25 protein-coding genes and 1 pseudogene are annotated in these 24,868 nt (G+C 62.5%); 9 read left to right on the top strand and 17 right to left on the bottom strand.

Features of this window, described 5'->3' with window-relative positions; all coding sequences use genetic code 11:
- Positions 1-17 precede the first annotated feature (17 nt).
- Positions 18-476, bottom strand: a complete 459-nt coding sequence (locus tag IVA93_RS12550; protein WP_247789920.1) for a YybH family protein — start codon at positions 474-476, stop codon at positions 18-20.
- Between the two features lie 131 nt (positions 477-607).
- Between IVA93_RS12550 and IVA93_RS12545 the strand changes: the two genes are divergently transcribed.
- The gene (locus IVA93_RS12545; RefSeq protein ID WP_247541664.1) at positions 608-1,150 is read left to right on the top strand and encodes a periplasmic heavy metal sensor; all 543 of its coding nucleotides are present in this window, start codon (positions 608-610) and stop codon (positions 1,148-1,150) included.
- A 6-nt stretch (positions 1,151-1,156) separates the two neighbouring features.
- Here IVA93_RS12545 and IVA93_RS12540 read toward each other — a convergent pair whose 3' ends face one another.
- From IVA93_RS12540 to IVA93_RS12530, 3 genes are all read right to left on the bottom strand, one after another.
- Positions 1,157-2,086, bottom strand: coding sequence for an aspartyl/asparaginyl beta-hydroxylase domain-containing protein (locus tag IVA93_RS12540; protein WP_247541663.1), 930 nt, complete (start codon positions 2,084-2,086; stop codon positions 1,157-1,159).
- A 134-nt stretch (positions 2,087-2,220) separates the two neighbouring features.
- Complete coding sequence (locus IVA93_RS12535; RefSeq protein ID WP_247541661.1) at positions 2,221-2,376, bottom strand: hypothetical protein; 156 nt, start codon at positions 2,374-2,376, stop codon at positions 2,221-2,223.
- Positions 2,377-2,522: 146 nt separating this feature from the next.
- Positions 2,523-3,446, bottom strand: a complete 924-nt coding sequence (locus IVA93_RS12530) for a LysR family transcriptional regulator (RefSeq protein ID WP_247367544.1) — start codon at positions 3,444-3,446, stop codon at positions 2,523-2,525.
- A 214-nt stretch (positions 3,447-3,660) separates the two neighbouring features.
- Between IVA93_RS12530 and IVA93_RS12525 the strand changes: the two genes are divergently transcribed.
- Positions 3,661-4,371, top strand: coding sequence for an SDR family NAD(P)-dependent oxidoreductase (locus tag IVA93_RS12525; protein ID WP_247789816.1), 711 nt, complete (start codon positions 3,661-3,663; stop codon positions 4,369-4,371).
- Between the two features lie 138 nt (positions 4,372-4,509).
- On the opposite strand, the pseudogene IVA93_RS12520 reads toward IVA93_RS12525, so the two are convergent.
- Positions 4,510-5,975: pseudogene (locus IVA93_RS12520) on the bottom strand (flavin-containing monooxygenase).
- On the bottom strand, positions 5,959-6,420 hold the full coding sequence (locus IVA93_RS41175) for a carbamoyltransferase C-terminal domain-containing protein (RefSeq protein WP_524536861.1): 462 nt from the start codon (positions 6,418-6,420) through the stop codon (positions 5,959-5,961). Before IVA93_RS41175 ends, IVA93_RS12520 begins: the two are co-directional and overlap by 17 nt.
- An 82-nt stretch (positions 6,421-6,502) precedes the next feature.
- On the opposite strand from IVA93_RS41175, the gene IVA93_RS40670 reads away from it, so the two are divergent.
- Positions 6,503-6,853 (top strand): acyltransferase family protein, encoded by a 351-nt coding sequence (locus IVA93_RS40670; RefSeq protein ID WP_253075250.1) that lies wholly within the window; start codon positions 6,503-6,505, stop codon positions 6,851-6,853.
- Positions 6,850-7,515, top strand: coding sequence for an acyltransferase family protein (locus tag IVA93_RS12510; protein ID WP_253075249.1), 666 nt, complete (start codon positions 6,850-6,852; stop codon positions 7,513-7,515). Before IVA93_RS40670 ends, IVA93_RS12510 begins: the two co-directional genes overlap by 4 nt.
- A 328-nt stretch (positions 7,516-7,843) precedes the next feature.
- Here IVA93_RS12510 and ahcY read toward each other — a convergent pair whose 3' ends face one another.
- The 3 genes from ahcY to IVA93_RS12495 form a co-directional block, all read right to left on the bottom strand.
- Entirely contained in the window at positions 7,844-9,265 is a 1,422-nt protein-coding gene (ahcY, locus tag IVA93_RS12505; RefSeq protein ID WP_007601979.1) for an adenosylhomocysteinase, read from the bottom strand.
- Between the two features lie 127 nt (positions 9,266-9,392).
- Complete coding sequence (metK, locus tag IVA93_RS12500) at positions 9,393-10,589, bottom strand: methionine adenosyltransferase (RefSeq protein ID WP_204511798.1); 1,197 nt, start codon at positions 10,587-10,589, stop codon at positions 9,393-9,395.
- Positions 10,590-10,649: 60 nt separating this feature from the next.
- Positions 10,650-12,005 carry a hypothetical protein gene (locus IVA93_RS12495; protein ID WP_018457294.1) on the bottom strand — a complete coding sequence of 452 codons (1,356 nt, stop codon included), beginning with the start codon at positions 12,003-12,005 and terminating at the stop codon, positions 10,650-10,652.
- A gap of 172 nt (positions 12,006-12,177) precedes the next feature.
- Between IVA93_RS12495 and IVA93_RS12490 the strand changes: the two genes are divergently transcribed.
- From IVA93_RS12490 to IVA93_RS12480, 3 genes are all read left to right on the top strand, one after another.
- Positions 12,178-13,893 (top strand): caspase family protein, encoded by a 1,716-nt coding sequence (locus IVA93_RS12490; RefSeq protein WP_247541658.1) that lies wholly within the window; start codon positions 12,178-12,180, stop codon positions 13,891-13,893.
- A 260-nt stretch (positions 13,894-14,153) separates the two neighbouring features.
- Positions 14,154-14,408, top strand: a complete 255-nt coding sequence (locus IVA93_RS12485; protein ID WP_247367540.1) for a hypothetical protein — start codon at positions 14,154-14,156, stop codon at positions 14,406-14,408.
- Between the two features lie 18 nt (positions 14,409-14,426).
- Positions 14,427-15,542 (top strand): acyltransferase family protein, encoded by a 1,116-nt coding sequence (locus tag IVA93_RS12480; protein WP_247541657.1) that lies wholly within the window; start codon positions 14,427-14,429, stop codon positions 15,540-15,542.
- Positions 15,543-15,606: 64 nt separating this feature from the next.
- On the opposite strand, the gene IVA93_RS12475 is transcribed toward IVA93_RS12480, so the two are convergent.
- The 6 genes from IVA93_RS12475 to IVA93_RS12450 form a co-directional block, all read right to left on the bottom strand.
- Entirely contained in the window at positions 15,607-16,725 is a 1,119-nt protein-coding gene (locus IVA93_RS12475) for a cobalamin-independent methionine synthase II family protein (RefSeq protein ID WP_204511800.1), read from the bottom strand.
- Between the two features lie 19 nt (positions 16,726-16,744).
- Positions 16,745-17,461: an ABC transporter ATP-binding protein gene (locus tag IVA93_RS12470; RefSeq protein ID WP_247361668.1), complete on the bottom strand. Its 717-nt coding sequence runs from the start codon at positions 17,459-17,461 to the stop codon at positions 16,745-16,747.
- Positions 17,454-18,209 (bottom strand): ABC transporter ATP-binding protein, encoded by a 756-nt coding sequence (locus tag IVA93_RS12465; protein ID WP_085394522.1) that lies wholly within the window; start codon positions 18,207-18,209, stop codon positions 17,454-17,456. Before IVA93_RS12465 ends, IVA93_RS12470 begins: the two co-directional genes overlap by 8 nt.
- A complete protein-coding gene (locus IVA93_RS12460) occupies positions 18,206-19,234 on the bottom strand; it encodes a branched-chain amino acid ABC transporter permease (protein WP_085348722.1) in 1,029 nt (342 codons plus the stop codon). Before IVA93_RS12460 ends, IVA93_RS12465 begins: the two co-directional genes overlap by 4 nt.
- A gap of 8 nt (positions 19,235-19,242) precedes the next feature.
- The gene (locus IVA93_RS12455) at positions 19,243-20,112 is read right to left on the bottom strand and encodes a branched-chain amino acid ABC transporter permease (RefSeq protein WP_007601971.1); all 870 of its coding nucleotides are present in this window, start codon (positions 20,110-20,112) and stop codon (positions 19,243-19,245) included.
- 165 nt (positions 20,113-20,277) lie between these two features.
- Positions 20,278-21,468 carry an ABC transporter substrate-binding protein gene (locus IVA93_RS12450; protein WP_247541655.1) on the bottom strand — a complete coding sequence of 397 codons (1,191 nt, stop codon included), beginning with the start codon at positions 21,466-21,468 and terminating at the stop codon, positions 20,278-20,280.
- Between the two features lie 530 nt (positions 21,469-21,998).
- On the opposite strand from IVA93_RS12450, the gene IVA93_RS12445 reads away from it, so the two are divergent.
- Positions 21,999-22,283: a hypothetical protein gene (locus tag IVA93_RS12445; protein ID WP_018457287.1), complete on the top strand. Its 285-nt coding sequence runs from the start codon at positions 21,999-22,001 to the stop codon at positions 22,281-22,283.
- A 37-nt stretch (positions 22,284-22,320) separates the two neighbouring features.
- Here IVA93_RS12445 and purU read toward each other — a convergent pair whose 3' ends face one another.
- Positions 22,321-23,184 (bottom strand): formyltetrahydrofolate deformylase, encoded by an 864-nt coding sequence (gene purU, locus IVA93_RS12440; RefSeq protein WP_085348724.1) that lies wholly within the window; start codon positions 23,182-23,184, stop codon positions 22,321-22,323.
- Positions 23,185-23,325: 141 nt separating this feature from the next.
- On the opposite strand from purU, the gene IVA93_RS12435 reads away from it, so the two are divergent.
- Positions 23,326-24,165, top strand: a complete 840-nt coding sequence (locus IVA93_RS12435; protein WP_204511805.1) for a uroporphyrinogen-III synthase — start codon at positions 23,326-23,328, stop codon at positions 24,163-24,165.
- A gap of 16 nt (positions 24,166-24,181) precedes the next feature.
- Here IVA93_RS12435 and IVA93_RS12430 read toward each other — a convergent pair whose 3' ends face one another.
- The gene (locus IVA93_RS12430; protein ID WP_247541654.1) at positions 24,182-24,862 is read right to left on the bottom strand and encodes a redoxin domain-containing protein; all 681 of its coding nucleotides are present in this window, start codon (positions 24,860-24,862) and stop codon (positions 24,182-24,184) included.
- Between the last annotated feature and the right edge of the window lie 6 nt (positions 24,863-24,868).

Here is a 24,868-nt window from a genome sequence, read left to right as displayed (position 1 = left end):
CCACAAGCCCGGCGGCACTACCAAGCCTTCACCGGCCGATTGGCGTGGCTTGTCTGCGGCACACCCCGATTGAGGGACATGTGGGAATGCACACATAGCCAACCATCGCTATGTCTTGAAAACACCATCGTGGCCCGGCCGGGGCGTGGAAACGCGCTGCCGTCGGGATGATAGCCCGTGCTCGTCCACGGCACGACCACGGTCGCTATCGTGTCATCGGACGATGCCAGGACCGAGGCCTGGTTGATGACGAAACGGAAGTCGGACGTCTTCGGCCACACGTTGTCCCATTGCGTGGTGACCCATTGGTCGAGGCCGGGAATGACGTCATTGTGCGTGCCGAAGGCCAGCACTTCCGGATGGAAAAGCGGCCGCGCCGAAGCATAGTCGACCTCGCGGACATAGCCCGCCAAGGTCTCCAGCCAGTGCTGAAAGAACTGCGTGATCTCGGTATTCGCGGTCGGCAAGGAGGCCATCGTCTGCTCCATGTTCGGCAACTCAATCGCGGCAATCTTTGTTGCCATGAGGCGAACCGTCCAGCAAGATATGTGGAGAGCACCGGTGGAGATCGATCGACGAGCCGGGCCGATTTCATGGAGCCAGACTCATGAGACGCCTTCTCCTGCTTGCAGCCATGCTTATCGTCTCGTGCAACGTTGCCAGTGCGCAGTCCAGTCAGCCCTATGCCGGTCTTGAGCATCGCCCCATCAAGGCGCTGTCGCCGCAGCAGATCGACGATCTGCGAGTCGGACGTGGCATGGGCCTGGCACTTGCCGCCGAGCTCAATGGATATCCCGGTCCGAGCCATGTTCTCGAGCTCGGTGATCGGCTTGATTTGACCGCGGATCAGCGCATCCGGGTTCAGCGCCTCTTCGATGCCATGAAGCAAGAGGCGGTCCCGCTGGGTAACAAGCTGGTCGAGCAGGAAGCGGAGTTGGACCGCCTCTTCTCCGCCCGCGTCGTGACATCGGAGTCACTCAAGGCGGCCCTCGTGGCCATTTCGGAAACCCAGGCACTGCTCCGCGAAAGCCACCTCAAATACCATCTATCGACAACTGCCTTGCTCGATCAGAGCCAAATGCAGCGATACGCGGAGCTGCGCGGTTACCAACGCCCTGATGACTCCGAACAACACAAGCACCGTCACTAAAGGCGATCACCGCAATGCCGACAGCACGATGAGACCGAGGATCAGCGCCGTCAGCGAATATTTGAGCGTGTAGTAGACGTTGCGATTCCATTCCTTGACCTTGCGGCTCGCAAGATGGATCTCATAGAGCTTGCCGAACACCTTGTTGAGCAGGCCGACGCTCTCGCCGTCGACGTTCTGGGTTGCAGAGGCCTTGACGATGTGGTGGCTGACCCAACGGTTGATCGCGGTCATGAAGCCGTATTTCATCGGACGCTCGACGTCGCAGAACAGGATGATGCGGTTGACGTCGGTGGCATTCTCCGCACTGTGGATGAAGGTCTCGTCGAACATAAAGGCCTCGCCGTCGCGCCAGACGCATTCGACGCCGTCGACCAGGATGCGGCACTTGTTCGAGTTCGGCGTGACAAGACCGAGGTGGTAGCGCAGCGAACCGGCGAAGGGATCGCGGTGGGCGCCGAGCTTGCCGCCCGGCGGCAGCATCGCAAACATCGCACCATGCACGCTCGGAATGGAGTTGAGCAGCTCCACCGTCTTCGGGCACAGCGTGCGCGCCGAAGGCAGGAAGTCATCGTACCATTTCAGGTAAAAGCGTTTCCAGCCGCTCTTGAAGAACGAATAGAAGCCCCAATCGTTGTTCTTCGCCGCCGCGCGAATGAAGCCTTCGTCGAACAGGCGAACGGCCTCGTCGCGAATGGTCTCCCAATTTTCGCTGAGGGCTTTCAGCTCCGGAAACTGCTCCACCGGGATCACCGGGTTGTTCGGCACCGCCGAGCCCGCGTACATCAGCACATTGTAGGGCGCGAGATAGGTGGAGTGGTCCCCGAGCTGGCGCGCTAAGCGCAGCCGCTGCTTGCCGCGGAAATGAACGTAGATCGTCGATGCCGCCAGCACATAGAGAATGACGAGTTGCGGCGCAAAAAGCTGTTTTAACATCTCCCCCGTTCCCCGGTGATTCAACCGGGGACGTGATCTATCCCGACGCGGCCCGAGCGGCAAGATATTCGCCGGTGGGTTGCAATCACGCTCCGGACATCACGGCTGGGAACTTGAGGCCGAACCGAGCCGAATCAGGCCCGTGACAGGGCCTGGAGGCCCTTGAAGGTCAGGCGCTTGGGGTCGGTGACGCCGGCAAGATACAGGCGGCGGATGAACGCGATGACGGCGTCGCGGTCGCAATTGGTCAACGCCACGACGGCGTCGACCGCGATTCTCTGGGCTTCCATTGGGCTCACCTCGGCCTTGCAAGTAACCCCGGCCGAGACAGGCTAGGACTCCGCGGTTAATCCGGCGTTAACCGTTCGGGCAACATGGCCGATTCACCCGACCCGCCGTATACGCAAAACAACGCATTGCCCGTGCCCGCAGCGGCTCACCGGGCAGTGATGCCGTTCTTGAGCCGAGCAAACTGTTTCTTCAGCCGCGGCACCGCAAAGTCCGTGAAGGTCCGCACCTTCGGTACCGAGAGCCGGCCCTGCGGACAGATCAAATGCGCGGGCATCTCGGGATCCTCGTGGCCGGCCAGGACGATCTCGAGTTCGCCGCGCGCAACCTGCTCACCTACCTGGTACGAATACATTCGCGCCACACCGCGGCCGGCGACGGCCGAGGCCACCGCCGCATAGGTGCTGTTGACGACGAGCCGCGGCGTGAACTGCACCGTGCGGGCGGCCGACGACCCGGCCTGCGGTGCAAAGGTCCAGGAATTGGGAAGGTGCGCCATCGCGACGATCTGGTGCTTGGCGAGGTCGCCGGGCTCGGTGATGCGCGGGTGCTGCTTCAGATAGCGCGGTGATGCTACCACGACGCGGCTGATCTCGCCGACCCGCATCGCGACCATTGCCGAATCCGCGAGATGACCGATGCGAAGCGCGACGTCGACCCCCTCCTCGATCAGATTGACGGCGCGATCGAACAGCAGGAGTTTTGCCGAGACGGTCGGATAGGCATCGAGAAACGCATCGAGGATCGGCCGCAGCACCATCTCACCCGACACCACAGGCGCAGTGATCGTGAGCAAGCCGCGGGGCGCCGTGCGCGGCCCGGCCGCGATGTCGTCGGCCTCCTCCAACTCGGTGAGCACGCGGCGACAGACCGCGACATAGCGCTCGCCCTCCTCGCTCAGCTTGATGGAGCGTGTGGTCCTGTGCAGCAGCTCGGCACCGACCCGCTGCTCCAGGAAAGCAATGGCGCGGCTCACCGCCGCCGGCGAACGGCCAAGCTTGCGGCCGGCGGCGGCGAGGCTGCCCTCGTCCACCGCAAGGACAAACACCTTCATCGCATCCAGACGATCCATAGGTTTCCCGCCAGCCCATCGAGCTCCGACTGCAAGCTAGGCGTTCGCTCCCGCTGCGACAACCACCGCCGGGAGCCGGTCCGGCCTTCGTTCGCGCTGCGAAAGACTGTCTGCCGGACAGCGCGTATTCGCAGCCGGCCCGCTGCGGCGTACCTCATCGACTAAGCCAGCCGCTGCTGGCGCAGGTTCTGAAAGCCAACAACAGGAGCCCATCATGGGTATCGAACAGAAGGTTGCCATCATCACCGGTGCTTCGCAGGGCATCGGTGCCGCCCTGGTCCAGGGTTTTCGCGATCGCAACTATCGTGTCGTCGCGACGGCGCGCTCCATCAAGCCGTCGGGCGATGACGATGTCCTCGCCGTTCCCGGCGACATTTCCGAGAGGGCCACGGCCGAGCGCGTGGTCTCGCACGCCATCTCCCGCTACGGCCGCGTCGACACGCTGGTCAACAACGCGGGCATCTTCGTCGCAAAGCCGTTCACGCAGTACACGGCGGAGGACTATGCGGCGGTGATGGGCACCAACGTCGCGGGCTTCTTTCACGTCACGCAGCTCGCCATCGCCGAGATGGAGAAGCAGGGGTCCGGCCACGTCGTCCAGATCACAACCACGCTGGTCGACCAGGCCAATTCGAAAGTGCCCTCGGCGCTGGCCTCGCTGAGCAAGGGCGGCCTGAACGCCGCGACCAAGTCGCTCGCGATCGAATATGCCAAGCGCGGTATCCGCGTGAACGCGGTGTCACCCGGCATCATCAAGTCGCCGATGCACCCCGTCGCGACGCACGTCCAGCTCGATGCGCTGCATCCTGTCGGCCATATGGGCGAGATGTCCGACATCGTCGATGCCGTACTTTATCTCGAGAGTGCCTCCTTCGTCACCGGCGAGATCCTGCATGTCGACGGCGGCCAGAGCGCCGGCCACTGAACGCAGCCGCGCCTTCGCGTGCACGAGGACGACATGGCAGACGCAGATGCCAAGCAGCAAGTCCGCACCCGACCGCATCAGCGGTCGGGTTCGATATCAGAGACTTCTTCACGGTAAGCCTGGCGATATACGTCGCGATCAGGAGTACCGCATCACGCCGTCGTCGATCCGGCCGAACCGCAGGAGACGATGTCGAGCGCGTAGTTCTGGTAGAGCCGCCACGGCTGCTTCGAGCCTTGCTTCGGCATCTTCGCGACCGAGCGCTGCACATAACCCGAGGTGAAATCGAGCGACGGCTGCGCGGTAATCGTGGGATCGTCATTATGCGGCATGCACTGCCGGAAATTGTGCCGGTCCATGTAGTTGATGAGCCGACAGACATATTCGCAGGTGAGGTCGCATTTCAGCGTCCATGATGCGTTGGTGTAGCCGAACGCGGAAGCCATGTTGGGCACGTCGGCATACATCATGCCCTTCTAGGTCAGCGTGTTGGCAAAATCGACGACGCGGCCGTCGACATTAACCTCCAACCCGCCGACCACCTGGAGCACCAGCCCCGTCGCGGTCACGATGATGTCCGCCGCAAGCTCGCTGCCGTCCTTCAGGCGGATACCGTCGTGCGTAAACCTGTCGATCTCTTTGGTGACCACCGAGGCGCGCTTCTCGCGGATCGCCTTGAACAGATCGCCATCCGGCACGAGGCAGAGCCGCTGGTCCCAGGGATTGTAGCGCGGCGTGAAGTGGGTCGCGACGTCGTAGTCGGGGCCGAGCGCCATCTGCACGCCCTTGAGAACCAGATCCTTCACTTTCGCAGGGCGGCGCCGACTGAGCTGGAAGAAGAACATCCCCCACATCACGTTGCGCCAGCGGATCAGGTGATAGGCAAGCCGCGTCGGGAGATTGCGCCGCAATTTGTTGGCGACGGGATCCTGCGCCGGGCGCGACACCACATAGGTCGGCGAGCGCTGGAGCATGGTGACCTGCGCGGCCGACTTGGCGAGCTCCGGCACCAGCGTCACCGCGGTCGCGCCCGAGCCGATCACGACGACCCGCTTGCCGGCGCAGTCGATGTCGTCGGTCCACTTCTGCGGATGCACGATGCGGCCGGCGAAATCCGCGACGCCCGGAAACTCCGGCGTATATCCGGCCTCGTATTTGTAATAGCCCGAGCACATGAACAGGAAATTGCAGGTGAAGCGCACGAGTTCGGTCGCGCCCTCGCCGGTGATGCGCTCGGCCTCGACCGTCCAGCGCGCCTCATTCGTCGACCACGCCGCACGCTTGACACGATGGTGGAAGCGGATGTGCTTCTCGATGCCGTTCTCGGCCGCGGTTTCGCGAACGTAGTTGAGGATTTGCGCACCGTCGGCGATCGCCTTCGGATCGGTCCACGGCTTGAAGGAATAACCGAGCGTGAACATGTCGCTGTCGGAGCGGACGCCAGGATAGCGAAACAGGTCCCAGGTGCCGCCGATGCAGTCGCGGCCTTCGAGAATGACGTAGCTCTTGCCCGGGCATTTGGTCTGAAGATGGTAGCCCGCGCCGACGCCGGACAGGCCGGCACCGACGATCAGCACGTCGAAATGTTCAGACAGGCTGGTCATCATTCCCCTTCACGCCGGGCCGAACTGAATCCAACTGCAAATCGGTGGCTATCCGGCTCATTTCGAGCAAACTGTAGGCGCCAGTCGAAATATACCATGGCTTAGCGGGCGGGAATAAGCGTATCTCCGCTCGAGCAGTGGACGGCAATGGCGGCAGTTGATCTTCCTTGAGCAGAACGATGTTACCGATCACGAGGACATCCATCTCGCAGTTCATGAAGCAGCGATACGCGTCCTCGGGATTGCACACGATGGGCTCGTCACGGACGTTGACGCTAGTGTTGACAAGAACGCTGCTGCCGGTTCGAGCCTCAAATTCGCGCAATAGACGGAGAAGCGCGGGTTGGTTTCGGCATGCACCGTCTGCACGCGAGCGGAACAGTCGATATGTGTGACCGCCGGAATATCGCTTCGCGGGCGCATTCAGCTTCTCGATCCCCTGCAAGGCATTTGCTAGTCACCCACGGAATGGGTCTTTTCGGACCTGCACGATTTGGAGCATGTAGGGACTTATGCTAGTCGGAGGCATGGGACAAGGCAATCCGAGGCTCCCGGGGCTTCAGGCGGCTCGCGCACTCGCGGCGCTGAGCGTAGCTTATTTTCATTCGTATATTGCCCTTCGTGCCTTCCCCGAATCGGCACAAATACCGATAGGTCCGCTCAAAGATTGGGGCTATCTGGGCGTCAATTTCTTTTTTGCTATCAGCGGCTTTGTGATCTGTCTGGTTGCATCAAAGCCGACGTTTTCTCCGATTTCGTTTGCCATCAAGCGCGTGTTTCGGCTGTACCCGATGTATTGGGTCGCAATGGCTGCGGTCGCGTTCTTGATAGCCACAAGTATCGCCCCGAGCCAATCGGGCATTTTCTCTATTCAATGACGCTGTTTCCGCAAAATGGGGCGCCGGCCTATGATGTAAGTTGGACGCTGGAACGCGAGTTAGTATTTTACGCGCTTGCCACTTTCATCGTGCCTCTGGCCGGCCTCCGGGGCTTGGCGATTGCGTTGGCGTCCCTTGGCGTCGCGGGCTGGTATTTCGGGAATCCGTGGAGCTGGCACCTCGTATCGACCACGCAAATAGACTTTCTCTGCGGTGTCCTTGTTTTCCTTGCTCATGATTGGTTGAAGCGGTTGGGTGCAATCGCCCCGATTGTCTTTGGATCGGCGCTACTCGCGTACACGCGGTCTCATGACTTCCCCTTTTCCGTATCCCTTTGCATGGGCATTATCCTGCTAGGCATAATTAGCTTGCGCCTTCCTTGGGACCGCCGTCCATTTCGTTGGATCATACAAGCCGGCGACGCTTCCTATTCAATCTATCTGCTGCACTATGTGACATTCGTTACGATGGTCTATGCCGCTGCCTGGATCGGCCTACCCGATTGGATGTGCGAGCCATGGCGATACATCACGCTGATCGTATGTTGCTTAGTGTCCTATGCGACGTGGAAAATCATTGAAGCGCCCTCCAACAGATTTGCGGCGAATATAACACGACAAGCGAAACGTCCCTTGGTTGAGAGTAGTGCAGCCGCCCGTTAGAAACGCCGATCTTGGTCAGGGCTGTCGCAATGTGCCTATCAGCAGGGGCTACGCGTCTGCGGTCAATGTCCGGCGGGGCGAGGCTGACTTTAGATGCTGGCGACTTTTCGATGATGGTTCTCTCCTATCTCTGCTAAAAAGATCGCAGCTATATTGGGTGCGCCGACTGCCGCCATGCCCACCGTCAAACCGCGATGCGGATAAAATGAACCAGACCGCTATCAAGATGGTGTGGTGCACGAGATAGAGGGAGAAGGAGTAGTCGGCCGAACGGCGACAAAAAAAGCCCCGGATCGCTCCGGGGCCTTTATGTCGCAAGAGTGTGCGCTCAGTACCGGTAATGGTCCGACTTGTACGGACCTTCCTGCTTGACGCCGATGTAGTCGGCCTGGTCCTTGCGCAGCTCGGTGAGCTTGACGCCGATCTTGGCGAGGTGCAGGCGCGCGACCTTTTCGTCGAGCGATTTCGGCAGCACGTAGACTTCCTTCTTGTACTTGCCGTCCTTGTTGTTGGCGAAAAGCTCGATCTGCGCCAGCGTCTGGTTGGTGAAGGAGGCCGACATCACGAAGGACGGATGGCCCATCGCGTTGCCGAGGTTCACGAGGCGACCTTCCGACAGCATGATGATGCGATGCTTGTCGGGGAACTCGATCTCGTCGACCTGCGGCTTGATGTTGGTCCACTTCAGGTTACGCAGACCCGCGATCTGGATCTCGTTGTCGAAGTGACCGATGTTGCAGACGATGGCGCGATCCTTCATCGCGCGCATGTGCTCGATCGTGATGATGTCCTTGTTGCCGGTCGCGGTGACGAAGATGTCGGCGCGGGGGGCGGCGTCTTCCATGGTCACGACTTCATAGCCTTCCATCGCCGCCTGCAGCGCGCAGATCGGATCGACTTCGGAGACCATGACGCGGCAGCCGGCCTGGCGCAGCGAGGCGGCCGAACCCTTGCCGACGTCGCCGAAGCCCGCGACCATCGCGACCTTGCCGGACATCATCACGTCGGTGCCGCGGCGGATGCCGTCGACCAGCGATTCACGGCAGCCGTAGAGATTGTCGAACTTCGACTTGGTGACGCTGTCGTTGACGTTGATGGCTGGCCATAGCAGCGTGCCGGCCTTTTGCATGTCATAGAGACGATGCACGCCCGTGGTGGTCTCTTCGGAAACGCCCTTGATGCTCTTGGCGATCTCGGCGAAGTAGCCCTTCGGCTTCTCCTTGAGCTGCTTCTTCAGCAGCGCGAAGAAGACTTCCTCTTCTTCCGAACCCGGCTTGTCCAGGAACTTGGTGTCGCCGTTCTCGGCGCGCAGGCCGAGATGGACGTACATGGTGGCGTCGCCGCCGTCGTCGAGGATCATGTTCGGGTGACCGCCGCCGTGCCAGTCGAACAGCTTGGCGGTGTAGTCCCAGTACTCGGTAAGGCTCTCACCCTTGACGGCGAATACCGGAATGCCGGCGGCTGCGATCGCCGCCGCGGCGTGGTCCTGCGTCGAATAGATGTTGCAGGAGACCCAGCGGATGTCGGCGCCGAGCGCGGCCAGCGTCTCGATCAGCACGCCGGTCTGGATCGTCATGTGCAGCGAGCCGGCGATACGCGCGCCCTTCAGCGGCTGCTTCGGGCCGTACTCCTCGCGGGTGGCCATCAGGCCGGGCATCTCGGTCTCGGCGAGCGAGAGCTCCTTGCGGCCGAAATCGGCGAGCGAAATGTCCTTGACGATGTAATCGGTGAAGCCGGGCTTCGCATTCATTGCGGGCGTCCTGTTGTTGAATTGGTCATCCCGGGTCACCCTGGAGGGGCGAGCCCGGAATCTCGAGGCGATGGATTAGGAATTCCCGGTTCGCCGCTGTCGCGGCGCCCCGGAATCTCGTCGGTGATCAGACCGCGCGCTTGAGCGCTTCGACGAGATCGGTCTTCTCCCAGGAGAAGCCGCCCTCGTTGTCGGGAGTACGGCCGAAATGGCCATAGGCGGAGGTGCGCGCGTAGATCGGGCGGTTGAGATCGAGATGGCTGCGGATGCCACGCGGGGTGAGATCCATCGCCTTGGCCGCGGCCTTCTCGAGCTGATCCTCCGACACCTTACCGGTGCCGTGGGTGTCGATGTAGATCGACAGCGGACGCGCCACGCCGATGGCGTAGGCGAGCTGCAGCGTGCAGCGGTCGGCAAGACCGGCCGCGACGATGTTCTTGGCGACATAGCGGGCAGCGTAAGCCGCGGAGCGGTCGACCTTGGTCGGATCCTTGCCGGAGAACGCGCCGCCACCATGCGGAGCCGCGCCACCATAGGTGTCGACGATGATCTTGCGGCCGGTCAGGCCGGAATCGCCGTCGGGACCGCCGATGTAGAACTTACCCGTCGGGTTGATGTGCCAGATGGTCTTCGCCGTGATCCAATCCTTCGGCAGCGCCTCACGCACATAGGGCTCGACGATGTCGCGAATCTGCTTGGACGAGATGTCCTCGACCAGATGCTGGTGCGACACCACGATCTCGCGCACGCCGACCGGCTTGCCGTTCTCGTACTGCACGGTGACCTGGCTCTTCGAGTCCGGGCCCAACACCTTCTCGCGGCCGGAGTGCCGCGCTTCCGAGATGAGGCGCAGGATCTTATGGGCGTAGAAGATCGGCGCCGGCATCAGATCGGGCGTCTCGTTGGTGGCGTAGCCGAACATGATGCCCTGGTCGCCAGCGCCCTCTTCCTTGACTTCGCCCGGCTGCAGCGCATCGACGCCCTGCGCGATGTCGGCAGACTGCGGATGCAGCAGGATCTCAATGTCCGCCTTCTCCCAGTGGAAACCTTCCTGCTCGTAGCCGATGTCCTTGATCGCGGCGCGCACGACACCTTCGATCTGCTCGTTGGTGACGGATGCGGGACCGCGGGTCTCGCCGGCGATCACGACCTTGTTGGTGGTCGCGAGCGTTTCGCAGGCGGCACGAATTTGCCAGGGATCGATGCCGGCTTTCGGTCCTTCGCGGTAGAACAGATCGACGATCTCGTCGGAGATCCGGTCGCACACCTTGTCCGGATGGCCTTCGGACACGGACTCGCTGGTGAAGAGATAGGACGCGCGCATCAGTAACCCCTTGTTCCGCCGCTAGCTGGCGGGCGTTGCGATATTTAGCTTTGAATGATGTCAATCACGCCGGCGCGAGATGACGTAGGATTCGTCGAGAAACCAGAGCCCATTGTACTTTCGCAGCACGTCCCTGGCGGCGTCCAGAGTGCGGCCGTTTTGAGTCATTTCCGTCAACCGGTCGTCCTCAATCTGAGCGACATACACCGCCGCATTCCAGGCTGCAAAGGCCGTTGAGGTTCCGATGGTGCCCGTCACCTCGTTGGGCAGCGCTTCCATATCATACCTGAAGATCGAGCGGTTATCTGCATAAGCATTAAAATTTAAGTCGCGGCCCACCGAGCCGAGCTCGTACTTCACCGCGCGCAATAGCTCATGACGGCTCACCGAGAAAGGATTTTCTCCGGGCCAGATCGCCTGGATCATCTCCATGCCCGGATCCTGGCCATGGGAGTGAATACCGATCAGGCGGCCGCCTGCCCGCAAGGCCCGCGCCAGGGGCGCTATGATCCGTTTTGCCCTGAAATTGACCGAGGACAGAGCCCGGTATGGCTGGGATGCGATAACGAGGTCGAAATTGGCCTCGGCCTGACCCGGCCGTGGAATGGTCGAATCGAGCAGAAACCGCTGATCTTCACGGTAGAGCACCAGCACGACGGGCCGCTCATAAAGCGGCATCCCCGTGCGCGGGCTGACCGCTGCGCGCCAGTTCTGCTCCAAAAACGGCTTCAACTCCGCGATTTGCGTCTCGAACTCACCGGAGGAAGCACCCCGCAGGGGAACCTCGTGCCAGACGGTCGCGGCGGCCGCCGCGGGCGATGCCGGCGTGAGCCAGGGCGCCTCCGCGTAGAGCATGTTGGTGAAAACGAACACCGAGGCCGGGTGCTCGAAAATGCGATCCGGCACCTTGTCCAGCGTCAGGCGGAGGTCCTCGAGACTGAGCTCCTTGCCGGCGACATAGAACGGCATGTGCGGAAAGCGCTGGTGCATCGAGCGCAGCACGCGCGCCAGCACCGTGCCGTCGCCAACGCCGGCATCGAACACGCGCAGCGCCGGGGGCCGGGGATGGATGCTGGCAAGCTCCAGCGCCACGCGCTCGGCGACCACCCGCTTCTCACTGCAAGTGTGGACGAACAGCAGGTATTTCTGCCGGTTCTCGAAAAAGCGGAAATTGCCGCGCGGATCGCGCTTTTCCGGGGGCACCTGAAGCCCCCGCGGCGGCGGCACGCCGCCGGCCATCGATGCAGCCATGTAGGCCTGGATCCGGTCCAGGGTATCGATCGTGATGCGTTTGCCCTCGCGCAAGCGGTGCACGAGCTTCCCATCGTTCACCGCGCGCCGGCCGAACGTCGACTCCGCCATGTCCGCCTTACGGCAGAACTCGGTGATTTGGCTCAGGATTTCGTCATTCTTCATGGAGTGGGACGCAGTGGGCAGAGGGATTGGGTACTGCCTCCTAGCAAATTCTGCCCACCGAGGGAATAGCGATAGAGCCGCCCCTGTTTGCCGTTTGTACAACAGGGAGCCGTGAACCACCTTCCCCTGCCGGGTAACCAACAGACGCCTCTCCTCTACGGGACCACCGCCAATGCGTCGCCTGCTCGTCGCGCTCTGCCTGCTCGCCGCAACCCTGTGGTCGGCGCCAGCTTTTGCGCAGGCGCGCAACCAGCTTGGGCCGCTCTGCACCACCGACACCATGCCGGCAGACCAGATGATCGACGCCTGCAGCAAGATCATTTCGCTGAACGTGTTTAAAGGCGAGCAGCTCGCGACGGTCTACTTCTGGCGCGCGGTGGGCTGGAATAAGAAGGGCGATTACGCCAAGGTCATCACTGACGCCACGGAAGCGATCCGGCTCCAGCCGAGCCAGGCAGTCTACAATCTACGCGGCTCGGCGTATTACGACAGAGGCGAGTACGAGATCGCGGTCGCTGATTTCGACGATGCGCTGAAGCTCGGCCCGCCTGACGGAACAATCTTCCACAATCGCGGTAATGCCTGGCGCGGCAAAGGCGATTACGCCAAGGCGATCGCCGACTACGACATGTCGATCAAGGCCAATCCAAAATCGGCGTTCTCGTACCAGAACCGCGGCATCTCCAAGGAGGCGCTCGGCGATCTCGACGGCGCGCTGACCGACATCAACCAGGCGATCCGGCTCGACCCGACGCTGCCGCAGCCGCTGATCAACCGGACCGCGATCTGGCGTGTCAGAGGCGATTACGATCGCGCGATTGCCGACGGGAGCGAAGCGATTCGGCTCGCGAAAGAGAAGCCGCCCGTCAACATCATGACTCCGCCGAACAGCGTGCTGATCTCAGGCTACACCCATCGCGCGCTGGCCTATGAGGCGAAAGGGAATTACGCGCACGCGAGCGACGACTACAAGGCGACGCTGGCGATCGCGGCGTCCGATGCCGGCAGCAAGGCCAATCAAGCCACCGCAAAGGTGCGGCTGTCGCTGATCACCGACGCAAGCACACCGATCCCGCGCGATGCGCCGTCACCGACCGAGCCGGCAAAGGCACCGGCTCCCCAGCAGACCGGTGCCGCGCCGCCCCCCTCGCCTGCTCCGGCCGCGCGCGGCACGCGCATGGCGCTGATCATCGGCAATGGCGCCTATTCGCATGTCAAGGCGCTCCCCAATCCGCCCAATGACGCGCGCGCCATTGCCAGGGCCTTGCGCGATATCGGCTTCACGGTATCAGAAGGCGTCGATCTCGACCGCGCGGCGATGCAGAAGATGACGCGTGACTTCTTGCGGGAAGCGGCGCGGGCGCAGGTCGTATTAGTCTACTATGCGGGCCACGGCGTGCAGGTCGACGGTCGCAACTATCTCATTCCCGTCGACGTCGAACTCAAGCTGGGCGCGAGGATGACGGACGCGATGATCGACATGGACACGATCATGGTCGGCCTCGACGACCAGGTCCGCACCAACATTTTGATCTTCGATGCCTGCCGCAATAATCCGATGGCACAGCAGGTCGCATCAGCCGGCACCAACCGCGCCATCGAAGCTGCCTCGGGCCTCGCAGCGCCACCGAGCCTGGGCGCCGGCGCGATGCTCGGCGCCGGCACGCTGATCGCTTTCGCCACTGCGCCGGGCCAGGTCGCTCTCGACGGCGAAGGCGCCAACTCGCCGTTTTCCGCTGCCCTCTCCCGCCACATCGGCACGCCCGGTCTCGAGGTGCAGCAGATGCTGACGCGTGTGCGGGCGGAGGTGGTTTCGACCACGAAGAGCAAGCAGGTGCCGTGGTCGAACTCGTCGCTGCTGGGAGAGGTCTATCTGGCGGAGAAATGATGCGAATTGGCATCGTCCCGGCAAACTGCCTTTACCCTGGCGAGCGTAGCATCCGGGAACAAGCAGTCCCGCACATCGCGAGGCTCTTGCGGCCAAAGTTGCGGTTTTGATCCTGCTGACATCCCGCGCCGACGCGCCAAAATTACAACAGCGCGCGAGATAGTCGAACGCAACCTGCGGCTGCTCTTTCCCACAGCCTATCGTTATCTTATAATGACTGCACCACCGACCAGGCGGTGGACTGGTTGCTGGGGAATTCTGTGAGAAAATTCGTTGCCGCCGCCGGCATCGTCCTGTTTGTCGTGTTCGGATTACAGCCGGTTTTCTCACAAGGCGCTCCGCTCCTCGGCGCGTGGCGATATGATCCGCATGCACCCGAGAACGTCGCCTATTACGGTGTCCCGCTCCAGACCAAGCTCGAATATGGCGGCGCCTATCTCGCGCTCGCAGCCTTGCTCGCGGTCATGACCTACGATGTCCACGAGATGCTGGGATCAATGATGCGGCCGAGGTAGCCGAAGGCCGTATTCATCATGCCGAAAACATTGCCACTGCCGGAGGCCCGGAAGCTCTTGGGATTGGAGGGCCTACGCTTCCTTGCGACCCTCGCCGTGCTGTTATGGCACTATCAGCACTTTGCCCTTGTCGCCGAGCCCGCCGTCAAGCTCACCAGAAGCGAGCTGCCGTTCTACCGCGTTCTGTTCCCTTTCTATGAGGCCGGCGAGTACGGCGTCTGGTTCTTCTGGTGCATCTCGGGCTTCATATTCTTCTGGAAGTATCGCACCATTATCGCCGATCGCACGGTCGACGGCCGAAGCTTCTTCGTGAACCGGCTGTCGCGCCTCTATCCGCTCCATATCGCAACGTTGCTGCTGGTCGCGGTGCTGCAACCGGTCTATTTCGCCCAGCATGGAGTCTACTTCGTCTATCCGAACAACGATCTCCCGCACTTCCTCGCACAGCTCTTCATGGCGAGCGACTGGCTGCCGCCGCGCAGCGAAAGCTTCAACGGGCCCATCTGGTCGGTCTCAGTCGAGATTATGGACTATGCCACCTTTTTCATGGCGTTGCGCTTTGTAACGGCATCGCCGCTGTTCAATTTGGTCGTGATCCTTGCCTCGATCACGATCGGAACGCAGGTCGGGACCAGCCTCGCCTTCTTCTATGCAGGCGGACTTGCCGCCATGGCCCGGCAGGCCGTCGTCGATTCCGGGCATCGGCGGACATTGGAAGCAACGGCCGCGTTCGCCGCCATCGCAGTCCCGGCGGCGATCTGGCTGGCGGGCATCGAGCTCGCCCCGGCCGCCGGACCGCTGCTGCTGATCTATACACCGATCCTGCTGTTCTGCTGTTCCGGCCAACTCACCTTGCCGCGGCGGGTCCAGGCACTACTCGAGATGGCCGGCAATATGACCTATTCCTGCTATCTTCTGCACTTCCCGATTCAGCTCGCCATCGCACTCGCCTGCGTGGCCATGCAGCGACCGATTCCCTACGGCGACCATCTGTTCTGGGTGGCCTTCGTGCTGCCGACACTCGTGGCCTCGCACCTTACCTATCGCTGGTTCGAGGCGCCGGCGCAGCGCCTGATCCGCAGTACCCTTCGACGCAAAAAACAAGCGGGGCGGACAAGTCCGGCCCCGCTCTGATGTCGCGGATCGAGCAGCTTTGACACAACGCGTCTCGCTTACGCAAAGACGCGGCTGCACCCGATCACTGCCCCCACACTTCCTTCGCAATCTCGACCGCGAGGCTGAGCTTGGCCCACTGCTCCTCCTCCGAGAGGATGTTGCCTTCCTCGGTTGAGGCAAAGCCGCATTGCGGGGAGAGCGCGAGCTGCTCCAGCGGGGCGAACTTGGCGGCTTCCTCGAGACGCCGCTTGATCGCGTCCTTGTTCTCGAGCTCACCGAACTTCGAGGTGATGACGCCGACCACGACGACCTTGTTGCCCTTGGGCAGGAAGCGCAGCGGCTCGAAACCACCGGCGCGGTCGCTGTCGTATTCGAGGAAATAGCCGTCGTAATTGGTGCCGGCGAGCATGGTCTCGGCAACCGGCTCGTAGCCGCCTGACGAAATCCAGGTCGAACGGAAATTGCCGCGGCAGACATGCGTCGTCACCACCATGTCGGCGGGCTTCTCGGCCAGCGCGTAGTTGATGACGCGCGCATAGATCTGCTGGAGACCCTCGGGATTGTCGCCCCGCTCGCGCGCCTTCTGCAATTCGTCCGGCGAGCAGAGATAGGCCCACACGGTGTCGTCGAACTGGAGATAGCGGCAGCCGGCGTCGTAGAACGCCTTCACGGCCTTGCGGTAGGTCTTGCCGAGGTCTTCGTAGAAGGCATCGAGATCGGGATAGACGTCCTTGGAGATCGCCTTGCGGCCGCCACGGAAGTGCAGCACCGCCGGCGACGGGATCGTCATCTTGGCGGTGACGTGAGCCTGGTCGGCAACCTTCTTCAGGAAGCGGAAGTGATCCAGCATCGGGTGGTCATCGGGGAAATCGAGCTTGCCGATCACGCGCACCGCGTCGTGCCGGGTCTCGACGCCCGCAAACTGGATGCCGGTGTCGGGGTGAAACATTTCACAGCCGGTGAGCTTGGCCAGGAAGTCGAAATGCCACCAGGAGCGGCGGAATTCGCCGTCGGTTGCGAGCTTCAGGCCGAGCGAAGCCTGCTTATGCACGACCTTCTCGATCTCCAAATCCTCGATCTTGCGCAGATCGTCGGCCGAGATCTCGCCCTTCTCCAGCCTGGCGCGGGCTTCCTTGATCTTGGCGGGACGCAAGAGGCTGCCGACCTCGTCGGCGCGGAAGGGGGCTTTGGTTCGCTGCATTTCTTACTCCCAGTTATTTTTAGTGGGCCGCCGCCCCTGCAACGCCGAGGTGGCGCTCGAGGACCGACGGGTCGGCCTTCAGCGCGGCGCTCGGGGCGTCGTGGACGATCGTTCCGCGCTCCAATATCACAACACGGTCGGCCAGCCCCAGAATCTTTTGGGCATTTTGCTCGACGATAATCGAGCAGATGCCGCCCGCCCGCGTGATGGTCCCAATCGCTTTCAAGAGCTCCTCGACGATGATGGGGGCAAGGCCCTCGGTCGGCTCGTCCAGGAGAAGCACTTTCGGATTGAGGGTCAGCGCGCGGCCGATCGCCAGCATCTGCTGCTCACCGCCGGAGAGCTGGTTGCCAAAATTGCTCCGCCGCTCCTTCAGCCGGGGGAACATCTCGTAGACCCTCTCGACGGTCCAGGGACCGGGCTGGGCCACTGCGGACATATTCTCCTCCACCGTGAGCGAGCGGAAGATGTTGCGCTCCTGCGGCACCCAGCCGATCCCGGAGCGCGCCCGTTGGTCGGGCCGCAAGGTCGTGACGTCGGTACCGGCGAGCCTGACAGTTCCGGAGAAGCGACGGGTGACGCCGACGATCGAGTTGATCAGCGTGGTCTTGCCGGTACCGTTGCGCCCCAACAGCGCCAGCACCTGGCCTTCGGCGAGACGCAGCGACATGTTCGGCAGCACCACGGCCTCGCCGTAGCCGGCGCGAAGCGAGTCGATCGCGAGCAGGTCAGACATTGACCGCCTCCTCGCCGAGATAGACCGCCTTGACCTGCGGGTCGCGCGCGACCTGCTCGGGCGGGCCTTCGGTGAGCAGCGCGCCGGAGACCAGGACAGAGATGCGGTCGGCGAAGGAGAACACGAGGTCCATGTCGTGCTCGATCAGTAGCACGGTAACGTCGCGCGGCAGGCTGCCGACGACGGCGAGAATGTCGTGGCGCTCGCTCTCGGGCACGCCGGCGGCGGGCTCGTCCAGCAGCAGCACGCGCGGCTTGGCGGCGATCGCGACCGCGATCTCGAGCAGGCGCTGCTTGCCGTAAGGCAGCGTCACCGTCTGTTCGTTCATGACGTCGAGCAGGTGGAAGCGCGTCAGGAGGTCGGCGATCTCGCCGTTGACGTCGCTGCGCGTGCCCATCCGCCGCCACCAGTCGCCGCCATGGCCGAGGCGCTCGGAGACAGCGAGACCGATGGTCTCGAGCGGAGTCAGGTCGGGATAGAGCTGGTTGATCTGGAAGGTGCGCGACAAGCCGCGCAACACGCGCTTGTGCACGGGCAGATCCGTGACGTCCTGACCTTCGAGCAGGATGCGGCCCGAGTTCGGCTTGAGCACGCCGGTGAGCTGGTTGATCACCGTGGTCTTGCCGGCGCCGTTGGGGCCGATCAGCGCGTGGCGGGCGCCTTGTTCGATTTTTAGCGACAAGTCGCGGGTGACGCGCAGACCGCCGAACTGCTTTTCGAGATTCTGGGTTTCGAGCACGATGGTCATGCGTCGCTCTCCGGCACGGCGACGACGGCCTTGCGCCCCGCTATCTGCCTGATGACCAGATTGGGCACATACAGCATCCAGCGATGCAGGCGCTGGCGGCCGACCAGGACGATCACGACCAGCACGAGGCCGATCCAGAACTGCCAGTATTGCGGAGTGATGGTCGAGAACAATTCCTGCAGCATGCGAAACAGCACCGCGCCAATCAGCCCGCCGTAGAGATAGCCGGTGCCGCCGATCACGAGCACAAGCATCAGGTCCGCCGAGCGCTCGAAGGCGAACACATCGAGCGAGGCGATCGCGGTAGTCTGGGTGAACAGCGCGCCTGCGATGCCGGCATAGAACGCCGCGAGCGTGTAGATCGCAATCAAGCGGCGGTTGACGGGGATGCCGATCGCGGCCGCGCGCAGCGGATTGTTCTTGATCGCGCGCAATGACAGCCCGAACGGGGAATGCACGACCCGGCGGGCGAAAAGGAACAACAGGAACAGAACGGTGAGCGAATAGAAGAAGCCGGTCTTGCCGAACATGTCGAACGGAATCTCACCGAAGATCGGCTGCATCTCGATACCCTGCAGACCGTCGGTGCCGCCGGTGATGTTGGAGAAGCGTTCGGCCAATGCCTCAAGCAGCAAGGCGATGCCGAGCGTCACCATCAGTCGCGTCAGATCGACGCCGCGGATCACGAGGAAACTGGTAGCGAAGCCGAGCACCATCGCGACAACGCCGGCGACGACAAGCGCAAGCACGGGCTCGTTGATGATCCCGTGCAGCGCAAGAAGCCCCGCCGCGTACGCGCCGACGCCGAAGAAGGCGGCATGGCCGAGCGAGACGATGCCCGCGTAGCCGAGGATCAGATCGAGCGACATCGCAAACAGCGCGAGCCGCAGGATATCCGTCATGATCAAGTAGCGCGAGGGAAATACGAAGCCGCAGGCCAGCACGATCAGCCAGAAAGCGGCCTCGCCATAGTGCCAGCGTGCCTGGCGCTGGGCGTGATAGCCGACGTCGGAGGAGGCGCTCATCGGCGAACTCAACGCGCGGCCGTGCGGCCGAACAGACCGTTCGGGCGCCAGATCAGGATCACGATCATCATGGTGTAGATCACGAAAGGTCCCATCTTCGGCACGTAATATTTGCCGGCGACGTCGCCGATGCCGAGCAGCAGCGAGGCCAGAAACGGGCCGGTGATGGAGGATGAGCCGCCGACGGTGACCACGATCAGGAAGTAGATCATGAACTTCAGCGGAAAATACGGGTCGAGGCCGAGGATCTCGGCGCTCAGCGCGCCGCCGAGACCGGCCAGGCCGCAGCCAAAAGCAAACGTGAAGGCGAACACCTGCGGCACGTTGATGCCGAGGCCGCTCGCGGCGCGGGGATCGTCTACCGCGGCGCGCAGGCGGCTGCCGAACCGCGTCTTCGCCAGCACCATCTGGAGACCGATGGTGAGCAGCCCGCAGATCACGATGATCATCAGCCGGTAGCGGCCGATGCCAACGCCGAACAGGTCGAACTGACCCTGGAGCGCCGCCGGCAGGTTGATGAAGACCCGCGACGAGCCCTGGATGTAGTCGACGGCCGCGACCGACATGAACGTGAGGCCGATCGTGAACAGCACCTGGTCGAGATGGCTGCGCGCATAGAGGTGTCGGTACAACGTGCGCTCGAGCACGATGCCGATCGCAGCGGAGGAGACGAATGCAAGCGGCAATGCCGCGAAGAATGGCCAGCCCATCCGGTTGACCAGCACCATGCAGACATAGCCACCGGCCATGGCGAAGGCGCCATGGGCGAGGTTGACGAAGTTCATCAAGCCGAGCGTAACCGCGAGCCCGCAAGCCAGCACGAACAGCAGCATGCCGTAGGCGACGCCATCGAACAGGTTGGTGAGGATTGAGGTCATCGTCTCAGCTTGGCGTTATCGTCATGGCCGGGCTTGTCCCGGTCATCCCCGTTCTTGGTTCGGTTCTCGCGTGGATGCCGGGGTCAAGCTCGGGCATGACGAGAGTGGAGGGCGAGATCCCCGATGTGCGCTAATGCGCGCGCCGGGATGGCGCACTTTCGTGCGTCACTTCTTGGTCTTGCCGAGATCCTTGACGGCTTCGAAGGTCGCGAACTCGACGTTGTAGAGCTCGCCGTCGACCTTCTCGACCTTCCGGATGTAGATGTTCTGCACGATGTCGCGGGTCTCGGGGTCGATCGAGATCGGGCCGCGCGGGCTCTCCCACTTCTGGCCCTTCATCGCTTCGACCAGCTTGGTGCCGTCGGTGTCGCCATTGGTCTTCTTCAGCGCTTCGTAGATCAGGTGAATGCCGTCATAGCCACTCACCGCCATGAAGCCCGGCCGGTTTCCGTAGGCCTTCTTGTAGGCCGCGACGAAATCCTTGTTCATCTGCGAGGGATGCGCCGCGGAATAGAGGTGAGCGGTGACCGTGCCCAGCACGGCGTCGCCCATGTTGTTGAGGAGATCGTCGTCGGTCACGTCGCCCGGTCCGATCACCTTGATGCCGGCCTTGTCGAGCCCGCGTTCGGCATACTGCTTCATGAAGTTACCGCCCTGGCCGGCCGGCACGAACACGAAGATCGCGTCAGGCTTGGCATCCTTCATACGCTGGAGGAACGGTGCGAAATCAGGATTTGCAAGCGGCGTCTTCACCTCTTCGACCACTTCGCCGCCACCGGCGGTGAAGTTCTGCTTGAAGAAGTTGAGCGCGTCATTACCCGGCGCGTAGTCCGAGGTCAGCGTCGCCACCTTCTTGATGCCGTTTTTCACCGCCCAGTCGGCGATGATGGTGGAGGACTGCGCCAGCGTGAAGCTGGTGCGCACGATATAGGGCGAGCGCTCGGTGATGATGGAGGTGCCGGCTGCCATCACGACTTCCGGAATCTTGGCTTGCGTAGCCAGCGGCGCCGCCGCGAGCGCGGCCGGCGTCACGCCGAAGCCGGCGATGAAATGGACCTTGTCGTTGACAATCAGCTCTTGCGCGGCCGTCTTGGTCTTGTCGGGTATCGCAGCATCGTCCTTGAGGATGATCTCGATTTTCTTGCCGGCGACGGTGTCGCCCTTCTGCTGCATGTAGAGCTTGATCGCGTTCTCGATCTGCTTGCCGGTCGAGGCCTGACCGCCGGTCATCGGCAGGATCAGGCCGACCTTGACGCTATCCTCGGCCTTGGCCTGGGCGACGGCCACAAGGCCTGCGATGGCGGCAGCTGCTGTGGCCCAAGCAGTCTTTTGAGACAGTTTTTTGCGTTCGAACATCAGATGTCCCTCCCCTTCATTCCTGATCTCTTGTGCGCCGGACCGAGTGCCCGATCCTCGCCTTAAGTCTAGCTCACGCACGCGTGATGCCGCGCGCAACATGGCGTCTTTCGCGCCCTTATTGTCAATCGGACGTTTGGCGACCATTCGGCGCAAGCCGAGCGTTTCGATTGCCGACGGCAGAAGCGATATCGGGTCACGTCCGGGTACTGCCGGCATCATGATTGCGCTCGCTTTCATTTGTACGATTGTACAAATGAAGTGGACCTGTCAACGAAAAAGCCTCTTTGCTGATCAAGCCACTTTGTCGCGAACCCTTGCCGCAGTCTAGAAACGCTCCCAGCCGGGTGGATGGAGGATTTCGTCTTTTGTTTGCAGAATTTGAACATCGGCAAGGCTTGGGTCGGTACACTCCGGTATCGAATTACCTACCTCGAATAAGCCTATTTTACCTTGTTGAAGGCTACTCTCTCGGCGACAGCCTGACCTGGCGTCCAACACGACTGACCTCGCCTCTGTACAATGGTACAATGCCCAGATCCTTCGGTTCCCTCCTGATCCTCCTCGCGCTTTCCGCGGGCCTGTCCGGCTGCGGCACCGTCAACGAAAAGCTCTCCTCCGGCATGGGCGACTACGTCCCGCAATGGGCCGGCGGCTTGCCGGCGGACGCCCCGCCGCGGGCGGGCACGCCGCAATACGATGCCTACATGAAGGAGCGCGAGCGCAGGCGACTGATGCCGGCAGCGGATCGCGAAAAGGAAGAGCAGGCGCAGAAGGGCGCAACGGGCTCGGCGTCCGGCACCGCGGTGCGCTAGTCGCGCCCCTCGCCGCTTGCGGCGAGAGCGTAGCAAATCAATCCACGAACACCACGGTCTTGCGGCCATTGAGGATGACGCGGTCGTTGAGATGGTAGCGGATCGCGCGCGCCAGCACGCGGCGCTCGATGTCGCGGCCCTTTCGGACGAGATCCTCAGGCGTGTCGCGATGGCTGATGCGCTCGACGTCCTGGTCGATGATCGGGCCCTCGTCGAGGTCGCGCGTGACGTAATGCGCGGTGGCGCCGATCAGCTTGACGCCACGTTCATGGGCCTGGTGATAGGGTTTTGCGCCCTTGAAACCCGGCAGGAACGAGTGGTGGATGTTGATACAGCGTCCCGACAGATTTGCCGAGAGATCGTCGGACAATATCTGCATATAACGGGCGAGCACGACGAGATCCGTCCCGGTCTTGGCGACGAGATCGAGGATCTGCGCCTCCTGCTCGCGCTTGGTCTCTTTCGTAACAGGCAGATAGTGGAACGGAACCCCGCCGAAATCGAGCCCGTCATAGACCTCGCGCGGATGATTGGAGACGATTGCGGCCAAAGTCATCGGCAGCTCGCCCGTGCGCCAGCGATAGAGGATGTCGACCAGGCAGTGATCGGACTTCGACACCAGCAGCATCACCTTGCGATGCGCAGCGCGATCGCGCATCTGCCATTCCATTCCGAAGCGCTCGGCGATCGCGGCAAAGCCGGTCTGGAGTGCCGACAGCTCCACGGCGAGATCGGCAGCGGTGAACACCACCCGCATGAAGAACTTGTTGGTCTCGGTGTCGTCGAATTGTTGGGCGTCGAGGATGTTCTGTCCGGAATTCGCCAGGAAGGTCGACACCGCCGAGACGATGCCGGGACGATCCGGACAGGACAGGGTCAGGACATATTGATGATCTGGCATGGGCCTTGATGAAGGTTTGGGCAGCGGCTGCGGAACGACCCGCGATTTGCGCCCTGCTCTATCATCGACCCCACCTTGCGCCAATCCCGACCGTGGAGTCAGGATGAACGCACCATTGCTTTGGCTGACCGGAGTAGGCTCATGGCCGACCGCTTGAACGGCACCCGCATCCTGATCCTGGAAACGCGCGAGGAGGCTCAGTTTTCGAAGCTGCTGGCCGAGCAAGGCGCCGAGGTCGTGCAATGCCCGATGTTCACCATCCAGGATGCACCGGACCCCGCCCCGGTCGAGGCCTGGATCCGCCGCGCCATCGACAAGCCCTTCGACGATCTCGTGCTGATGACCGGCGAAGGCCTGCGGCGGATCATGAAGCTCGCGCGAACCCGTGGTCTCGACCAGGCCTTGGTTGCTTCCCTCGCCCGATCGCGAAAATTCACCCGCGGCCCGAAGCCCGGCAAGGCGCTACGCGAGATCGGGCTCGAGCAGCAACAGATGACGGAGAAGCCGACCACCGAGGGTGTGATCGAGATGCTGAGCAAGCTCGACCTGAACGGACGTCGCCTCGGCCTCCAGCTCTATCCCGACAAGGACCACAGCGCGCTGACCGGCGCGCTCGCCGCGCAAGGTGCCGAGGTCGATACCGTGTTGCCTTACGTCTACGATCCAAAGGCTGCGGACGCCAGCATCGTCAACGCAATCGACGACATGGCGGAAGGGCGGATCGACGCCATCGCACTGACCAATCTCGGCCAAGTCCGCCGTCTCCTCGAAGCTGCGAGGGCGCATGGCAGCGAGGCGCGCCTGCGCGCAGGATTCGAGCGGACGCTGATCGCGTCAGTGGGGCCGGCCGTCTCCGGCGAGCTCGTAGCGCACGGCTTGCGCACGGACATCTCGCCGGTGGAAGACCACTATTTCATGCGCCCGCTGATCTCGGCGATGGCGGCAGCATTGGTGGACAAGCGGCCGAAGGTGGCGGAATGATCGCCAGACGCGGTGCCTAGCTTGCCATCTGCGAGGCGGCCGACATCAGCTCCTGCGGGCTCGGCGCGGCAAACATGCGATGGCCGCCTTCGGGCACCTCGGTAAAGCTCCAGCGCACAACCCCCTCGCGGTCGAGCAGAAACTGCCCGAAGAGCTGGCCCTGGCCGGTTGCCGCCATGCGCTGATCGGCTTCCGTTATCTCATAGCCGTCCTTGTTATTGAGGTACTCCGCGGCCGCGGGCCGGTTCATCGGGGCGGGCAATTCGCCGGGCATTTCGACTTGCATGCTCATGACCACGTTCATGCCGACCTTGTGCGGCCACTCGGTCTCGTTCTCCGTGAACTCGAGATTGGGCAGGCCGAATGCGCGGTGCGAGAGCCGCTCGGGATCGGACGCAGCGAGCAGGTTGGGCAACGGATGGTAACGAAAATAGAGTCGCGCGCGCTCGATCGGCGTGTTGACCACCGTGAGACTTTCGACGCCTTTCTCGTGCAAGGCGGCATCAAGTTGCGCCTGTGCCGCGATATGGCGGCGGCAGAACGGGCAATGCAGCCCCCGATACAGGCCCACCAATATCGGGCTTTGTCCGCGAAAGTCTTCGAGCGCGATCTTTCCGTCGCGTGTGATCGCGTCCAGCACGACGTTCGGTGCACGATCGCCCGGTTGAAGTGGTCCCTCGACGTGACGTTCAGACATGATGGC

This window comes from Bradyrhizobium sp. 155 (assembly GCF_023101105.1).
GTDB lineage: Bacteria > Pseudomonadota > Alphaproteobacteria > Rhizobiales > Xanthobacteraceae > Bradyrhizobium > Bradyrhizobium canariense_D.
Note: the sequence above shows the minus strand (reverse complement) of the source record. Positions and strands in the feature narration are given on the sequence as shown.

Bases quoted from the DNA above. Each gene is read 5' to 3' on its own strand.
- IVA93_RS12550 (WP_247789920.1), bottom strand. From the start codon at position 476: ATGGCCTCCTTGCCGACCGCGAATACCGAGATCACGCAGTTCTTTCAG.
- IVA93_RS12545 (WP_247541664.1), top strand. From the start codon at position 608: ATGAGACGCCTTCTCCTGCTTGCAGCCATGCTTATCGTCTCGTGCAAC.
- IVA93_RS12540 (WP_247541663.1), bottom strand. From the start codon at position 2,086: ATGTTAAAACAGCTTTTTGCGCCGCAACTCGTCATTCTCTATGTGCTG.
- IVA93_RS12535 (WP_247541661.1), bottom strand. From the start codon at position 2,376: ATGGAAGCCCAGAGAATCGCGGTCGACGCCGTCGTGGCGTTGACCAAT.
- IVA93_RS12530 (WP_247367544.1), bottom strand. From the start codon at position 3,446: ATGGATCGTCTGGATGCGATGAAGGTGTTTGTCCTTGCGGTGGACGAG.
- IVA93_RS12525 (WP_247789816.1), top strand. From the start codon at position 3,661: ATGGGTATCGAACAGAAGGTTGCCATCATCACCGGTGCTTCGCAGGGC.
- IVA93_RS40670 (WP_253075250.1), top strand. From the start codon at position 6,503: ATGGGACAAGGCAATCCGAGGCTCCCGGGGCTTCAGGCGGCTCGCGCA.
- IVA93_RS12510 (WP_253075249.1), top strand. From the start codon at position 6,850: ATGACGCTGTTTCCGCAAAATGGGGCGCCGGCCTATGATGTAAGTTGG.
- ahcY (WP_007601979.1), bottom strand. From the start codon at position 9,265: ATGAATGCGAAGCCCGGCTTCACCGATTACATCGTCAAGGACATTTCG.
- metK (WP_204511798.1), bottom strand. From the start codon at position 10,589: ATGCGCGCGTCCTATCTCTTCACCAGCGAGTCCGTGTCCGAAGGCCAT.
- IVA93_RS12495 (WP_018457294.1), bottom strand. From the start codon at position 12,005: ATGAAGAATGACGAAATCCTGAGCCAAATCACCGAGTTCTGCCGTAAG.
- IVA93_RS12490 (WP_247541658.1), top strand. From the start codon at position 12,178: ATGCGTCGCCTGCTCGTCGCGCTCTGCCTGCTCGCCGCAACCCTGTGG.
- IVA93_RS12480 (WP_247541657.1), top strand. From the start codon at position 14,427: ATGCCGAAAACATTGCCACTGCCGGAGGCCCGGAAGCTCTTGGGATTG.
- IVA93_RS12475 (WP_204511800.1), bottom strand. From the start codon at position 16,725: ATGCAGCGAACCAAAGCCCCCTTCCGCGCCGACGAGGTCGGCAGCCTC.
- IVA93_RS12470 (WP_247361668.1), bottom strand. From the start codon at position 17,461: ATGTCTGACCTGCTCGCGATCGACTCGCTTCGCGCCGGCTACGGCGAG.
- IVA93_RS12465 (WP_085394522.1), bottom strand. From the start codon at position 18,209: ATGACCATCGTGCTCGAAACCCAGAATCTCGAAAAGCAGTTCGGCGGT.
- IVA93_RS12460 (WP_085348722.1), bottom strand. From the start codon at position 19,234: ATGAGCGCCTCCTCCGACGTCGGCTATCACGCCCAGCGCCAGGCACGC.
- IVA93_RS12455 (WP_007601971.1), bottom strand. From the start codon at position 20,112: ATGACCTCAATCCTCACCAACCTGTTCGATGGCGTCGCCTACGGCATG.
- IVA93_RS12450 (WP_247541655.1), bottom strand. From the start codon at position 21,468: ATGTTCGAACGCAAAAAACTGTCTCAAAAGACTGCTTGGGCCACAGCA.
- IVA93_RS12445 (WP_018457287.1), top strand. From the start codon at position 21,999: ATGCCCAGATCCTTCGGTTCCCTCCTGATCCTCCTCGCGCTTTCCGCG.
- purU (WP_085348724.1), bottom strand. From the start codon at position 23,184: ATGCCAGATCATCAATATGTCCTGACCCTGTCCTGTCCGGATCGTCCC.
- IVA93_RS12435 (WP_204511805.1), top strand. From the start codon at position 23,326: ATGGCCGACCGCTTGAACGGCACCCGCATCCTGATCCTGGAAACGCGC.
- IVA93_RS12430 (WP_247541654.1), bottom strand. From the start codon at position 24,862: ATGTCTGAACGTCACGTCGAGGGACCACTTCAACCGGGCGATCGTGCA.